Raw genomic sequence first — 14,888 nt, 5'->3', positions numbered from 1 at the left:
AGCCCCGATGACCGTTGACGATCTCACCGCCGCCATCACCGACATGTACCGGTCGTTGGGCGACCGGTCGGCGTTCGACGCCCGGCTGCACCCCGACCTGACGATCTGGGAGTCCGACGCGCCCGAGCTGCTGGACGGGCTGGCCGCCCTCGACGACCTGCGGAACCGCCGGGCGGCGGACCGGGGCCCGGCCGCGCCGCCCACCTCGGTCGCGCCCGAGCAGTTCCGGGTCGAGTCGTGGGACGACACCGGCCTGGTCCGCTACGTCCTGCGGGCCCGGTACGCGGGCGGGCAGCCGGACGGCTGCTTCCGGGTCACCGACGTGCTGCGCCGCGACGAGCGGGGCTGGCGGATCGTGCACCACCACGCGGAGGCGGTCCGATGAGCGCCGAGGAACCGGTCACCGACCTCTACGACCTGCGGGTCGTGGTGGAGCGGATCGAGGGCCGCTCCGTGTGCGGCCTGCGGCCGGGTGACCACATCGACCTGACCGAGTCGAACCGGCTCAGCATCCCGCCGGGCAAGCACTTCTGCCTCTACGCCCTGGCGGCGTGCCTGCCGCTGCTGCCGGCCAAGCAGCGGCCGCTGCCGCCGGAGGACTGGCTGGCCCGGGACAGTCACGTGGCCTGCCCGGACCCGGACGAGCGGGTCATCATGCGCATCGAACGGACCGCCCGGCGGCAGATTCCCACTGGAGACCTGACGTGAGCACCGACGACGGACGCCGACTGGTCGGCATCGGACTGCAGTCCGACAAGAGCGCCGACGAGTACGCCGCACTGGCCGAACTCGCCGAACGGCACGGCTTCGACGTGCTGTCGGTCTTCGGCGACCTGATGTACCAGCCGCCGTTCTTCCCGCTGCTGGTGGCCGCCCGGCACACCCGGCGGATCCGGCTCGGGTCGGCCTGCCTGAACCCGTTCACCATGCACCCGGTGGAGATCGCCGGGCAGGTCGCCGCCCTGGACCTGGCGTCGAACGGGCGGGCGTACCTCGGGCTGGCCCGGGGCACCTGGCTGGACCAGGTCGGGGTGCCGCAGGCCCGGCCGCTGCGCCGGATCACCGAGACGGTCGACGTGGTGCGACTGCTGCTCTCCCGCGACGAGGGCGGCTTCGCGGGCCGGGAGTTCACCGTGGCGCCCGGCACGGCGCTGCGCTACGCCCCGGTCCGCGCCGACGTGCCCGTCCTGGTGGGCACCTGGGGTCAGCAGACCGCCCGGACGGCCGCCGCCTTCGCCTCGGAGATCAAGGTCGGCGGGTCGGCCAACCCGGCGATGGCCAAGACGATGCGCGCCTGGCTGGACGAGGCCACGCCCGCCGGCCGGGACCAGGTGGGTGTGGTCATCGGTGCGGTCACCGTGGTGGACGAGGACGGCGCCCTGGCCCGCCGGGTGGCCCGCACGGAGGTGGCCATGTACCTCGCCGTGGTCGCCGCCCTCGACCCGAACGTCGACATCGACCCGGAGCTGCTGGCGCGGATCCAGCAGCACGTCGCCCGCCAGGAACACGACGTCGCCGGCGCGCTGATCGGCGGGGACCTGCTCGACCTGTTCGCCTTCTCCGGCACTCCGGAACACGTCGCGGCGCAGGCCGCGGCGGTGTTCGACGCCGGGGCCACCCGGGTGGAGTTCGGCACCCCGCACGGGCTGTCCCCGACCGGCGGCGTCGACCTGCTCGGCCGCCGGGTGCTGCCGCTGCTCAGGGAGTGACGCCGCGGTGGGGGCGGGCCGGAAGGGGTTCCCGACCCGCCCCCATCTGACAAATTTCCGAGCCCGGTCGCGTTCTTTCATTCCTGGGTCTCGCTCTTGCATTGTGGAGTCGCCTACTGCACCATGGCCATCGATACCTTTCCGCGACCGGAAGGAAGACGGCCATGGCGGTGTCCCGTCGGAAACTCATCGGATCCCTCGCCGCCGGTTCGGCGCTCGCCGCCGTCTCCCCCACCGACCTGGTCTCCGCCCTGCGGGGCACGGCGTACGCGGCCAGCCCGCCCGGTGACGTCGTCGGCAAGGTCTCGGTCGGCTACCAGGGCTGGTTCAGCTGCCCCGGTGACGGCGCGCCCATCGGCGGCTGGTGGCACTGGAGCCGCGACCGGTTCCAGTCGCCCTCCCCGGTCAACACCACAATCGTCTCCTGGCCCGACATGCGGGAGTACGCCCGCGGCTACACCACCGCCTACCCGCCGCTCGGCAACGGCCAGCCGGCGCAGCTCTTCTCCTCCTACGACCAGCAGACCGTCGACACCCACTTCCGCTGGATGCAGGAGCACCGCTGCGACACCGCCGCCCTGCAACGGTTCAACCCGTTCGGCGACGAGGGGCCGACCCGCGACGCCATGACGGTCAAGGTCCGTGGCGCGGCGGAACGCTTCGGCCGCAAGTTCTACGTCATGTACGACGTCACCGGCTGGACCGCGATGCAGTCCCAGATCAAGCAGGACTGGCTCGACCGGATGTCCGCGCACACCGCCTCCCCGGCGTACGCGCGGCAGAACGGCCGGCCGGTGGTCTGCGTCTGGGGCTTCGGCTTCAACGACGACGGCCGCCCCTTCGCCCCCGCCGCCTGCCTCGACGTCGTCAACTGGTTCAAGGCCCAGGGCTGCTACGTCATCGGCGGCGTGCCGACGTACTGGCGGCAGGGCGTCAACGACTCCCGGCCGGGCTTCTCCGAGGTCTACCACGCGTTCCACATGCTCTCGCCGTGGATGGTCGGCCGCACCGGCACCCTCGACGGGCTCGACTGGTTCCACACCAACGTCAACGTCCCCGACCTGGCCGACTGCGCCGCGCACGGCATCGACTACCAGCCCTGCGTGATGCCGGGCGACCTGTCGGCCGGGCACCGCCGCCACGGCGACTTCTACTGGCGGCACCTCTACAACATGACCCGGCTGGGCGCGCAGGGCCTCTACGTCTCCATGTTCGACGAGTACAACGAGGGCAACCAGATCGCGAAGACCAGCGAGACGCAGGCGACGACGCCGGCGGGGGCGGGCATCCGGGCGCTGGACGAGGACGGCACCGCCTGCTCCGCCGACTACTACCTGCGGATCACCGCCGACGGCGGCCGGATGTTCAAGGGGCAGCTCGCCCTGACCCCCGTACGGCCGACGCCACCCGTCGTCGGCGGCGGCCCGCAGCCCGGGGCCGACCTGGCCGCCGGCCGGCCGGCGTCGGCGAGCAGCCAGAACGGCGCGTTCGCCGCCGGCAACGCCGTCGACGCCGATCCCAACAGCTACTGGGAGTCCACCAACGGCGCCTTCCCGCAGTGGTGGCGGGTCGACCTGGACGCGAGCCACCCGCTGGCCCGGATCGTCCTCGCCGTGCCCGCCGGCTGGGAGGCGCGCACCCAGACGGTGACGGTGCAGGGCAGCACCGACGGCACGACCTTCAGCACGCTCACCGGGCCCGTCGGGGTCCGGTTCGACCCGGCGACCGGCAACACCGCGACCCTCACCGTGCCGTCCACCGCCACCCGCCACGTCCGGGTCACCGTCGCGGGCAACACCGGCTGGCCGGCGGCCCAACTCGCCCAGGTCAAGGTGTACGCGGCGACCGGCACGCCCACCCCGCCGGGCGGCCTCACGGTGACCGGCCGGACCTCGACGAGCGTGTCGCTGGCCTGGACGGCGTCGACCGACCCCGACGGCATCACCGGCTACCAGGTGCGCCAGGGCGGGCAGACCGTGGCGTCCGTCCCCGGCACCTCCGCCACCGTCGGCGGCCTGACGCCCCAGACCGCGTACACCTTCACGGTCGTCGCAGTGGACGGCACCGGCACGCTGTCGGCGCCCTCCGCCGCCGTGTCGGCGACCACCGCGCCGGCGCCCGGGGCCGACCTCGCCCGGGGCAGGCCGGTGACGGAGAGCAGCCACGTGCAGGCCTACGGCTGCGCCAACACCGTCGACGGCAGCGCCGACACCTACTGGGAGAGCGCCGGCAACGCCTTCCCGCAGTGGGTGCGCGTCGACCTCGGCGCGACCGTCCCCGTCGGACAGGTCGTGCTCCGGCTCCCGCCCGCCGCAGCCTGGCAGCGACGCACCCAGACCCTCTCCGTCGAGACGAGCCCGGACGGCACCGCCTGGAGCACCGCCGTCGCGTCCGCCGCCCACGTCTTCGATCCGGCCACCGGCAACCAGGTGACGATCGCCGTCCCGGCGACGCCCGGCCGGTACGTGCGGATCCGCGTCACCGGCAACACCGGCTGGCCGGCGGCGCAACTGTCCCAGCTTGAGGTGTACGCCGCGTAGCGGCGGTCACTGCCGGCCGCGCGGCCGGACCCGTCCCACCACGAGAAGAGTCACGCCATGCCCCTGAGCAGATCTGCGCTGCCCGGACCGTCGTCGCGGCGACGGCCCCGGGCCGCGGTCGCCGCCACCGTCGCGCTCGCGACCGCCCTCGGCGTCCTGGCCGGCGCGCCCGGCCCGGCCACCGCCACCCCACCCGCCGGTACCGCACCGGTGGTGACCAGGGCCGGCCTCGACCCGCAACTCGTCGCGGGGCGCGGCGCCGACGTCGACTTCGTCGAGCAGGAGGCGGAGAACGCGACCACGGACGGCGAGGTCATCGGCCCCGACCGCACCGCCTACACGCTGCCCGCCGAGGCCTCCGGCCGCCGCGCGGTCCGGCTGACCCCCGGCCGGTACGTCGAGTTCGTCCTGCCCCGCGCGGCCAACGCGATCACCGTGCGCTACAGCATCCCCGACGCTCCACAGGGCGGCGGCATCACCGCCCCGCTGGACGTGGCGGTCAACGACCGGCGGGTCCGGACGATGACCCTCACCTCGCAGTACGCCTGGCTCTACAACCAGTACCCGTTCTCCAACGACCCGACCGCCGGCCTGCTGCACCCGGACTGGTGGATCACCGAGTGCTCGTGCGTGCCGGCGGCCACCACGCCGTACCCGAGCATCCCCACCCCGTTCCGCCCCAGCCACTTCTACGACGAGCAGCGGCTGCTGCTCGGCCGGACGTACCGGGCGGGCGACCGGATCCGGCTCACCGCCCCGGCCGGCAGCAACGCGGCGTGGACGGTGATCGACCTGCTCGACTCCGAACTCGTCGGTCCGCCGCGCGTCCGGCTGCGCGCCGCGAACGTGCTGGCCTTCGGCGCGGATCCGACCGGCCGCCGCGACTCCGCCCCCGCCCTGGACCGGGCCATCGCCTTCGCCCGGCGGGCGGACGTGCCGGTCTACCTGCCGCCCGGCACGTACCAGGTCAACCGGCACATCATCGTCGACGACGTGACGATCGAGGGCGCCGGCAACTGGTACACGATCGTCAAGGGACGCGAGGTCACGCTGCCCGCGCCCGCGCCGGACGGCTCGGTGCACACCGGCGTCGGCTTCTACGGCAGGAGCGCCGCCGACGGCGGCAGCCGCAACGTGCACCTCTCCGGCTTCGCCATCGAGGGCGACGTACGCGAGCGCATCGACACCGACCAGGTCAACGCGATCGGTGGCGCGATGAGCGACTCCACCATCGACGGCCTGCACCTGCGCCACACGAAGGTGGGCATCTGGTTCGACGGGCCGATGAGCAACGTGCGGGTCACCGACACGATCATCGTCGACCAGATCGCGGACGGGCTCAACTTCCACACCGGCGTCACCGACTCGCTGGTCGCCCACACCTTCGTCCGCAACAGCGGCGACGACGGGCTCGCCATGTGGTCGGAGAAGGTCGGCAACGCCCGCAACCGGTTCGACCACAACACCGTGCAGTCGCCGGTGCTGGCCAACGGCATCGCCCTCTACGGCGGCACCGACCTCACCGTGTCGCACAACCTGGTCGCCGACCCGGTGCGCGAGGGCAGCGCGATCCAGGTCGGGTCCCGCTTCGGCGCGCAGCCGTTCACCGGGCGGCTGCTGATCACCGGCAACACCACCGCCCGCGCCGGCACGTACGAGCTGAACTGGAAGATCGGGCTGGGGGCCATCTGGTTCTACGCGCTGGACCGGGACATCGACGCGCGGATCGAGGTCATCGGGGACAGCTACCTCGACAACACGTACAACGCCATCATGCTGGTCAGCGACTGGCCCCTGAAGGACCTCCACTCGATCACCGGCGTCCGGTTCCAGGACATCCGGGTCGACGGCACGGGCACCTCCGTGCTGAGCGCCCGGGCGGCGGGGTCGGCCTCGTTGCGCAACGTCGACGCCCGCAACGTCGGCGCCGTCGGCGTCAACAACTGCGGGTCGTTCAACTTCCCGGCGACCGGCTCGGAGTTCGCCCTCACCGACCTCGGCGGCAACGACGGCGGCTGGCTGGCCCCGTGGCAGCTGCCGAACACCATCACCTGCGACGACCGGCCGCCGGTCGTGCCGCCACCGCCGCCGTCGGCCTGGTAAGCCCCCCGCGGTGGGCGGTGGACTCCGCCGCCCACCGCCAGCCGCCGTCGTACCGGGACACCCCGGCACGGCGGCGGCTTTCTCGTGCCCCGCCCGACGGGAACCGTCGACCCAACCCCGCACCCACCCGCCGGCCGTGTGACGGGTCAGCCGTTCACCCACGATTGACGAATGTCGACCAAATGTGCTAACAAGCCGCCTTGTGAATGTCGCCGAAAATGGCGGAAACCCCCCTCTTTCCGAAACGGACACGGGGCGCGACAGAGACGTGACACATTGCCTCTCGTCGTTGCATAATGGCCGCCGCACGCGCTGTCGCACCGTCGGTTTCCGATGCGGCGACGCCGACCGAAGGGGACACAATTCCGTGAAGCGGGACCATTCACCTGTGCTGCCTGGCGACGGCGCCACGGACTATGCGCGCTACATGCGGCTGGACGCGCTGCTCGACCTGCAACGGCGTCCGGAGGAGAGGCTCCACCGCGACGAGCTGCTCTTCCAGGTGGTGCACCAGTCCACTGAGTTGTGGCTGAAACTCGCCGCCGCCGAGCTGGCCGAGGCGGTCACCCGGCTGCGCGCCGGCGAGCTGGCGGTGACCGAGTCGCTGCTGGCCCGGGCGACGCTCGGAATCCAGCTGGTCACCGACCAGTTGGAGATGTTCCGGCACCTGTCCCCGGCCGACTTCCAGGCCATGCAACCGGCGCTGGGCAAGGGATCCGGCGCGGAGTCGCCCGGCTGGCGGCAGGTCCAGGCCACGAGCCGACAGCTCGGCCTGGCGTTCGCCGAGCAGCTGGAAGCCCAGGGAGTCGACCCGGCCACACTGGGCCGGCCGGATCCGGCGGACCCCGTCCAGCGGCTCGCCGAGGCGCTCGTCGAGTGGGACGAGCGGGTGTCGCTGTGGCGGACGCGGCACTACCAGCTCGCCCTGCGCGTCGGGGGCCACGCCCCGGACGGCGCCGAGGCGACGATGCTCGCCAAGCTCGTCGGGTACCGGTTCTTCCCCGAACTGTGGCGGGCCCGCCTGAAGCCCACCGACGAATCCGGTGACGAATCACAGGTCGGTCGTCCCTGACAATCCTCGTCCACCAGGAATTGTCAATCCCTCCCCACCTGTCTGCGTGGCGACCGAAATGTCGAGGTGCGGTTCGTGCGTGAACTGACGAGTTGGCTGTCCGGTGCCGGTGAGCCCGACAGTTTCCCATACTCCGCCGTGCTGGCGGAGTTTCACCGGGTCGGCAAACACTTCGTCGAGAAGGAACTGCTGGCCCTGCTCGACCAGGCCCGTGCGCAGTCGACGGTGCCGGCGGCCGCGCGGGATGCCCATGCCCGGTTGCTGGGTGACTTCCTCGACGCCGCGCTCGACAAGTGGGACGGCCGGTACGACTACCGCAGTTACCTGGCGCTGCGGCTGCTCCGGCTGCCCTGCGGGGACGACGTCGACGACGGGCCGGCCGCCGACCCGGTCGGTGCCCGGCGGGACCGGGACCGGCTCCTCGTCCGCCTGGTCGCCGACGCGCTCGCCTTCGAGCTGACCGCCGCCTCCGGCACCACCGACCTGCTGCCCGAGCGGCGCCCGAGCCGGGACGTGGTGGCCAAGCGCTACCGGCTCGGCGTACGGGCCGCGTCCCCCGCTCTCGTCCGGATGGGCCTGGCCGGCACGGTCCCCCACCGGGAGGCGGTGGCGACCCCGGACGAGCTGCGGGCCCTCGCCGCCGACCCGGATCCCACCGGGGAGCTGGTGCTGCGGCTGAGCATGCTGCCGGTCCACGTGACACACGACGAGTACCTGTTCATCCGGGTGCTCCAGGCGTACGAGTGCCTCTTCGCGGGAATCGCCGACGAGCTGCGCGCCACCGTCGCCGCCCTGACCGCCGGCGATGCGGGGCCAGCGGTCGAGCGGCTGGCGTACGCCCGCGAACAGCTCACCGCCGCCGGACCGCTGTTCTCGCTGCTGGCCACCATGCATCCGGAGGCGTTCCGGACTTTCCGGGAGTTCACCGAGGGGGCGAGCGCCATCCAGTCGCGCTCCTACAAGCTGGTGGAGTCGCTGTGCCGTACCCCCGAGGGGTCGCGCTTGGACTCGGCCGCCTACCAGCAGGTGCCGGAGGTCCGCGACCGGGTGCACGCCGGGCGGCCGTCGGTCGACGACGCGTTCCGGGCCGCCGTACGCGACGGCCTGCTCGCCGCGCCCGGCGGCGGGCGGGTCGAGGAGGAGATGCGGTCGTTCGCCGCTGCGGTCGTCCAGTGGCGGCGTACGCACCACCGGCTGGCGACCCGGATGCTCGGCCCCCGCCCCGGCACCGGCTACACGGAGGGCACGCCCTACCTGGCCGCCGTCCGGTCCATCCCGGTCTTCACCTCCGTCGCCGACGACTCCCGATCCCCGTCCCCGACCGAACCGACCGGAGGCAGCCCCGAGTGAGCCCGCCCGAACCGCACCCTGACGCGCACAGGCCCGAGTGCCTCGACGCCACCGCGCACGCCGCCCTGCGCGCCGAGTTCCCCCTGCTCCAGAGCGCCGTCTATCTCAACAACAACTCCACCGGCGCGGTGCCCAGAGGGGCGGAACACGTCCTCACCGGCTACTGGGAGACGCTGCGGAGCTGGCGCGACGAGGTCTGGCAGGGCTGGCACGTCGGCCTCGACCGGTACGCCGACTCGGTCGCCGCCCTCATCGGCGCGCCGGCGGGCAGCGTCGTCACGGACGCGAACCTCAGCACGCTGCTCGCCCGGGTGGCGTCCTGTTTCGACTACCGCCCGCCGCGCGACCGGATCGTCACCACAGACCTCGAGTACCCGACGGTGCCGTTCATCTGGAACGCGTTCCGCCGCTACGGCGCCCGACTCGACGTGGTCGGCTCGGGCGGCCCGCGGTTCGACGAGGACGCCCTCGAGGCGCGCGTCGACGAACGCACGCTGCTGGTGTGCGTCCCGCACGCCAGCTTCTCCTCCGGCGCCACCATCGACCTGCACCGGCTGGTGCGACGCGCCCACGACGTCGGCGCCCTGGTGGTGGTCGACGCCTTCCAGAGCGTCGGGGTGATGCCGCTGGACGTGACGGCGCTCGGCGTCGACGTGGTCCTCGGCGGCGCGCACAAGTGGCTGTGCGGGGTCGGCACCGCCTTCCTCTACGTCCGCCCGGGCCTGGTCCCGGAGCTGGAGCCGGCGGCCACCGGCTGGCAGGCCGGCGACCGGGCGTTCACGTTCCAGCCGTCGACCGGCTGGGCCGACGGGGCCCGGCGGTTCGCCGGCGGCACCCCGTTCCCCCTCACCTCGCTGGTCTCCCAGGTCGGCCTGGACCTGCTGGCCGGGGTGGGCGTCGACGCGATCCGCCGGCACTCGCTCGCCTGCACCCAACGGGTCCTGGACCGGGCCGCCGCGGCCGGCATCGACGTGGTCAGCCCGACGGACCCGCACCGGCGCGGCGGCGTCGTCTGCCTGGACGTCGCCGACGGCGAGGCCGTCAAGCGGCGGCTGGTCGCGCGCGACATGGTCTGCAGCTGGCGGGGCCACCTGCGGGTCGGCCCGCACGTCTACAACACCCTCGACGAGATCGACACGTTCATGGACGCCCTGGAAGAGGAGCTGAAACGGTGAAGGTCACGCTGTCCCCCCGGGCGCTGATGAGTCTGCTCGCCAACGGGCCCAAGGCCATGGACGTGCTGGAGACCGCGCTCGGCATGGGACTGCTCGACGCGCTGGAGCCCGGGCCGGCGAGCCTCGGCGAGCTGGCCGCCCGGTTCGGCGTACGGCCCCTGCGGCTCTACAAGTTCCTCGACTGCCTGGAGAGCCTCGGCGTCGTCGAGCGCAGCGAGCCGGGCGACGACATCACGACGGCCACGTACCGCGCGGTGCCCGGCCTCCGGGACGCCGTCACGGCGGTCGTCGGCCCCGGCGCCGTCGAACGCGACCGGGACCGCTACCCCTGGCGGCGGCTGCACGGGCGGCTGGCCGAGAGCCTGCGGGGCGAGGTGAGCATGAGCGACGACGACTTCGCCTGGCCCCCGAAGACCGACGAGCAGACCGCCGACTTCGAGCGCAGCATGGCCGTCGGTCTCGGCCCGGTGATCGAGACGGTGCACCGCAACGCCGACCGGCTGTGGCCGGACCGCCGTCGCCTGCTGGACGTCGGCGGGGGCGACGGCACGCTCGCCGCGCACGTCCTCGACGACGCCCCGGGGCTGCGGGCCGACGTGTACAACCTGCCGGCCGTGGCGCCGCTGGTGGCGGCCACCCGGGCGCGTACGGGGCATGCCGACCGGCTGGGTTTCGTCGGCGGCGACTTCTTCGCCGAGCCGCTGCCCACGGGCTACGACGCCATGGCGTTCGTCCGGGTGCTACACGACTGGCCCAACGACGTCGCCCGCCGGCTGGTCGAGAAGGCGTACGCGGCCCTCGAACCGGGCGGGCTGCTGGTGATCTGCGAGGAGTTCCGCACCCCGGACCGGCTGGCGATGCAGTTCTTCTGGAGCTACTTCCTCATCGGGGTCGACAGCTGCGTCAGCCGGCTGCGGGAGGTCGAGTACTACACCGGCCTGCTCAAGGAGGTCGGCTTCGACCGGGTGGCCGTGCTGCCCGGCGGCTGGGAGGTGGTCTGCGCGTACAAACCGGTGGCCGAGGTGTGATCCGCCGAGCCGGCGGGGTGCGGACGCCGGCCGCGCCGGGCCGTCGGCCAGAATGGGCCGGTGGCGAAGCGATCCCGCCGGCGGGCGGCCGACGACCGTGACCGGCCCTGCCCCTGCGGCGCCGGCCAGCCGTACGCCGGGTGTTGCGGGCGGCTGCACCGGGGCGAGGCGGACGCGGCGACCGCCGAGGCGCTGATGCGCTCGCGGTACAGCGCCTTCGCCGTCGGCGACACCGCGTACCTGCTGCGCAGCTGGCACTCCTCGACCCGGCCGGGCGCCCTCGACCTCGACCCCGGCCAACGCTGGACAAGCCTGGAGATCCTCGACACCGACCGGGGCGGGCTGTTCGACGCCACCGGCACCGTCGAGTTCCGGGCCCACCACCGCGCCGGCGGCCAGCCGGGCACGCAGAGCGAGCGCAGCCGGTTCGTCCGCGAGGACGGCCGCTGGGTCTACCTCGACGCGCTGCCCGACTGACAGTCGCCCGGTCGCGGCGCCTGGACACCGCGACCGGGACGCGCTCAGCCGCTGGCGGCGACGCCGCGCGCCAGGCCGAGCCGGTCGACCGCCGCCGAGACGAGTTCGTCCGGCGTCAGCGCCAGGTCGAGCACCAGCACCGACTCGTCCGGGTGGTGCTGCTCCAGGGTGGCCAGCTGCGACTCCAGCAGGCTCGGCGGCATGAAGTGCCCGGCACGCCGGGCCATCCGCTCCCGGATCACCTCGGCGGCGCCGTCCAGGTGGACGAACTCGACGCTCGGCGGCCCCTGCCGCAGCGTGTCGCGGTAGGACCTCCGCAGCGCCGAGCAGGCCAGCACCGTCGACACGCCCTCGGCGGCGCGGGCGGCCATCCAGCCGGCCAGCTCGCGCAGCCAGGGCAGGCGGGCGGCGTCGTCCAGCGGCACGCCGGCGCGCATCTGTGCCACGTGCGCCGGCGTGTGGAATTCGTCGGCCTCGGCGAAGACCAGTCCGGTACGGGCGGCGATGCCCCGGGCCACGGTCGTCTTGCCGGCGCCGGACACCCCCATCACGACCACGTGCCGCGTCGGGGACGCGCCCTCACCAGTCATGGACGGTGCCGTCCTGGAGCCGGTTGAACGGCAGGTACGCCGGCACGTACGGGAACTTCGCGGCGGCCTCCTCGTCCAGCTCGACGCCGAGCCCGGGCTGCTCCCCCGGGTGCAGGTAGCCGTCGGCGAAGGTGAACGACTGCCGGAACACCTCGTTGGTGAGCGCCCCGTGCCGCATGTACTCCTGGATGCCGAAGTTGTGGATGGCCAGGTCCAGGTGCAGGGCGGCGGCCATGCCGACGGGCGAGATGTCGGTCGGGCCGTGGATGCCGGACTTGATCTGGTACTGGGCGGCGAAGTCGAGCAGCTTGCGCATGGCCGTGATGCCACCGGTGTGGGTGACGGCGGAGCGGACGTAGTCGATGAGCTGCTCGCGGATGAGCGTCTGGTAGTCCCAGACGGTGTTGAAGACCTCGCCGATCGCCAGCGGCGTGGTGGTGTGTTGGCGGACCAGCCGCAGCGCCTCCTGGTTCTCCGCCGGGGTGCAGTCCTCCAGCCAGAACAGGTCGTACGGCTCCAGCGCCTTGCCCAGCTTGGCGGCCTGGATGGGGGTCATCCGGTGGTGGCCGTCATGCAGCAGCGGCAGCTCCGGGCCGAACTCGTTGCGGACCGCCTCGAACACGCCGGGCAGGTGGCGCAGGTAGGAGCGGGTGTCCCAGTCCTCCTCGGCCGGCAGCGGGATGCGCTGCGCCGGCTCGTAGTCGTACCGCTTGCCGTCGGCGCTGGGCTGGGCGGCGACCCCGTACACGGCGTTGATGCCCGGCACCGAGGTCTGCACCCGGATCGAGCGGTAGCCCTCGTCGAGGTGCCGGCGGATCGAGTCGAACAGCTCCGGCAGGTCCCGGCCGGAGGCGTGGCCGTAGGCCATGATCCCGGTGCGCGACGCCCCGCCCAGCAGCTGGTACAGCGGCATGCCGGCGGCCTTGGCCTTGATGTCCCACAGGGCCACGTCGACCGCCGCGATGGCGGCCATGGTGACCGGCCCGCGACGCCAGTACGCCGAGCGGTAGAGGAACTGCCAGGCGTCCTCGATGCGGTGCGCGTCCCGGCCGATCAGCAGCGGGACGACGTGGTCGCGCAGGTACGAGGCGACCGAGAGTTCCCGTCCGTTGAGGGTGCCGTCTCCCAGGCCGGTGACGCCGTCCTCCGTGGTGATCTTCAGGGTGACGAAGTTGCGGTCGGGGCTGGAGACGATGACGTCAGCGGCGACGATCTTCACGGGGTGCCTTTCTTCTTCGGGGTGCTCGGTGGTCAGCGGAGGACGTCTCCGGCCTCGTGGCCGTCGAGGAGGGACAGTTCGGCGCGGCGCGGCAGCCCTTCCCAGTCGCCGGGGCTGGAGACCGCGAAGGCGCCGAGGGTGGCCGCGCGGCGCAGCCGACCGGCCAGGTCGAGCCCGTCGAACCAGCCGGACAGGTAGCCGGCGGTGAACGCGTCCCCGGCGCCGACGGCGTCGACGGCGGTCACGGTCAGCGCCTCGGCCCGCCGGACCCCCTCGCGGGTGTGCGCGCGGGCGCCGTCGGAGCCCAGCTTGACCAGGACCGTGTCCACCCCGCGGCGCAGCAGGTCCGCCACGACGGTGGACTCGTCGGCTCCGGGGTCGCCGACGAGGTCCAGCTCGTCGGCGGAGGCGACGACGGTCGAGGCGTACCCGGCCAGCGGGGTGAGCACCTCACGGGCGGTGTCGCGGGACCAGAGGCGTTCGCGGTGGTTGACGTCGAGGCACACCGGGATGCCGGCGGCGACGGCGGCCTCGGCCGCCCACCGGGTGGCCGCGCGGGCGGTGTCGGACAGCGCCGGGGTGATGCCGCTCAGGTGCAGCGTCCGCGCGCCGGCGGCCAGCGGCGCCCGCAGGTCGTCGACGCCGAGGGCGGAGCCGGCCGATCCGGCCCGGTGGTACTGCACCCGGGTCAGGTCGGCGGTGCGCCGCTCCAGGAACATCAGGCCGGTCGGCCGGTCCGGGTCGCGGGTCACGCCGTCGACGGCGACGCCCTCGGCGCGCAGCTGACGCAGCACGTACTCGCCGAACTCGTCGGCGCCGACCCGGCCGACCCAGGCGGCCCGGTGGCCCAGCCGGGCCACCGCGACGGCCACGTTGGACTCGGCGCCGGCCAGGTGCATGGTCAGCGGTCCCCCGGCGGCGAGCGGGCCGGCCGAGCGCAGCGACACCAGAGCCTCGCCGACGGTGAGCAGGTCGGGTGCGGTCATGACGGCGTCGACTCCCGCACGGCGGCGAGGTAGCTGCGCGCCCGCGCCCGCAGGGCGTCCAGGTCGCCGCCGGAGGCGGCGTCGCCGACCAGGGGACCGCCGAGGCCGACCGCGATCGCGCCGGCCCGGAAGTAGGCGGGCACGTCGTCGCGGCCGACGCCGCCGACCGCGACGAACGGGATGTCCGGGAAGGGGTCGCGCACCGCCTTGAGGTACGCCGGGCCGCCGACCGACGCCGGGAAGAGCTTGACCGCCGACGCTCCCATCCGCACCGCGGTGTAGGCCTCGGTCGGGGTGAGCGCCCCGGCGGCCACCGGGAGGCCCCGGCGCGCCGCCTCGGCGATCGACTCGACCACGGCCGGCGTCACCACGAACTGCGCGCCCGCGGCGGCCACCTCGGCGACGTCGGCGGTGGTGAGCACCGTGCCGGCCCCGACCAGCGACCCGGCGGGGACCGCCGCGCGCAGCGCCTCGATCGCCCCGAGGGCGTCCGGCGTGGTGAGGGCCACCTCGACGACGCGTACGCCCTCCTGGAGCAGCGCGGTGCCGGCGGCGATCGCGGCGGCGGTGTCGGTGCCGCGGATGATCGCGAGGATCCGGGCCGCGGTCAGTTCGGCGGTCAGGTTGACGGTCATGTGA

At 73.5% G+C, this 14,888-nt stretch carries 14 protein-coding genes; 10 read left to right on the top strand and 4 right to left on the bottom strand.

Features of this window, described 5'->3' with window-relative positions; translation table 11 throughout:
- The first annotated feature begins 7 nt into the window (after positions 1 to 7).
- The 10 genes from ACPXCB_RS26515 to ACPXCB_RS26470 all read left to right on the top strand — a co-directional run bounded on the left by ACPXCB_RS26515 (position 8) and on the right by ACPXCB_RS26470 (position 11,454).
- On the top strand, positions 8 to 385 hold the full coding sequence (locus ACPXCB_RS26515; RefSeq protein WP_425878414.1) for a nuclear transport factor 2 family protein: 378 nt from the start codon (positions 8 to 10) through the stop codon (positions 383 to 385).
- Positions 382 to 708: a TIGR04076 family protein gene (locus tag ACPXCB_RS26510; RefSeq protein ID WP_425878412.1), complete on the top strand. Its 327-nt coding sequence runs from the start codon at positions 382 to 384 to the stop codon at positions 706 to 708. The genes ACPXCB_RS26515 and ACPXCB_RS26510 overlap by 4 nt, the downstream gene beginning before the upstream one ends.
- Positions 705 to 1,709 carry an LLM class flavin-dependent oxidoreductase gene (locus ACPXCB_RS26505; protein WP_425878411.1) on the top strand — a complete coding sequence of 335 codons (1,005 nt, stop codon included), beginning with the start codon at positions 705 to 707 and terminating at the stop codon, positions 1,707 to 1,709. Before ACPXCB_RS26510 ends, ACPXCB_RS26505 begins: the two co-directional genes overlap by 4 nt.
- A gap of 164 nt (positions 1,710 to 1,873) precedes the next feature.
- Complete coding sequence (locus tag ACPXCB_RS26500; RefSeq protein ID WP_425878409.1) at positions 1,874 to 4,249, top strand: discoidin domain-containing protein; 2,376 nt, start codon at positions 1,874 to 1,876, stop codon at positions 4,247 to 4,249.
- A gap of 57 nt (positions 4,250 to 4,306) precedes the next feature.
- Positions 4,307 to 6,352 (top strand): glycosyl hydrolase family 28-related protein, encoded by a 2,046-nt coding sequence (locus ACPXCB_RS26495; RefSeq protein ID WP_425878407.1) that lies wholly within the window; start codon positions 4,307 to 4,309, stop codon positions 6,350 to 6,352.
- Between the two features lie 367 nt (positions 6,353 to 6,719).
- The gene (locus tag ACPXCB_RS26490; protein WP_425878405.1) at positions 6,720 to 7,424 is read left to right on the top strand and encodes a tryptophan 2,3-dioxygenase family protein; all 705 of its coding nucleotides are present in this window, start codon (positions 6,720 to 6,722) and stop codon (positions 7,422 to 7,424) included.
- Between the two features lie 75 nt (positions 7,425 to 7,499).
- On the top strand, positions 7,500 to 8,774 hold the full coding sequence (locus ACPXCB_RS26485; RefSeq protein WP_425878403.1) for a tryptophan 2,3-dioxygenase family protein: 1,275 nt from the start codon (positions 7,500 to 7,502) through the stop codon (positions 8,772 to 8,774).
- Positions 8,771 to 9,949, top strand: coding sequence for an aminotransferase class V-fold PLP-dependent enzyme (locus tag ACPXCB_RS26480; RefSeq protein ID WP_425878401.1), 1,179 nt, complete (start codon positions 8,771 to 8,773; stop codon positions 9,947 to 9,949). The genes ACPXCB_RS26485 and ACPXCB_RS26480 overlap by 4 nt, the downstream gene beginning before the upstream one ends.
- A complete protein-coding gene (locus ACPXCB_RS26475) occupies positions 9,946 to 10,977 on the top strand; it encodes a methyltransferase (protein ID WP_425878399.1) in 1,032 nt (343 codons plus the stop codon). The genes ACPXCB_RS26480 and ACPXCB_RS26475 overlap by 4 nt, the downstream gene beginning before the upstream one ends.
- Before the next feature lie 60 nt (positions 10,978 to 11,037).
- Entirely contained in the window at positions 11,038 to 11,454 is a 417-nt protein-coding gene (locus tag ACPXCB_RS26470; RefSeq protein WP_425878397.1) for a YchJ family protein, read from the top strand.
- A gap of 44 nt (positions 11,455 to 11,498) precedes the next feature.
- Here the strand turns inward: ACPXCB_RS26470 and ACPXCB_RS26465 are convergent, their stop codons facing one another.
- From ACPXCB_RS26465 to ACPXCB_RS26450, 4 genes are read right to left on the bottom strand one after another with little or no spacing between them, the layout of a single operon-like run.
- Complete coding sequence (locus tag ACPXCB_RS26465; protein WP_425878396.1) at positions 11,499 to 12,044, bottom strand: gluconokinase; 546 nt, start codon at positions 12,042 to 12,044, stop codon at positions 11,499 to 11,501.
- Positions 12,034 to 13,299, bottom strand: a complete 1,266-nt coding sequence (manD, locus tag ACPXCB_RS26460; RefSeq protein ID WP_151453658.1) for a D-mannonate dehydratase ManD — start codon at positions 13,297 to 13,299, stop codon at positions 12,034 to 12,036. The genes ACPXCB_RS26465 and manD overlap by 11 nt, the downstream gene beginning before the upstream one ends.
- On the bottom strand, positions 13,296 to 14,249 hold the full coding sequence (locus ACPXCB_RS26455; protein WP_425878394.1) for a sugar kinase: 954 nt from the start codon (positions 14,247 to 14,249) through the stop codon (positions 13,296 to 13,298). The genes manD and ACPXCB_RS26455 overlap by 4 nt, the downstream gene beginning before the upstream one ends.
- Complete coding sequence (locus tag ACPXCB_RS26450; RefSeq protein WP_425878392.1) at positions 14,246 to 14,884, bottom strand: bifunctional 4-hydroxy-2-oxoglutarate aldolase/2-dehydro-3-deoxy-phosphogluconate aldolase; 639 nt, start codon at positions 14,882 to 14,884, stop codon at positions 14,246 to 14,248. Before ACPXCB_RS26450 ends, ACPXCB_RS26455 begins: the two co-directional genes overlap by 4 nt.
- Between the last annotated feature and the right edge of the window lie 4 nt (positions 14,885 to 14,888).

It is taken from the genome of Micromonospora sp. DT62, assembly GCF_049847285.1.
Taxonomy (GTDB): Bacteria; Actinomycetota; Actinomycetes; order Mycobacteriales; family Micromonosporaceae; genus Micromonospora; species Micromonospora reichwaldensis.
This window is presented reverse-complemented; position numbering and strand designations above follow the sequence as displayed.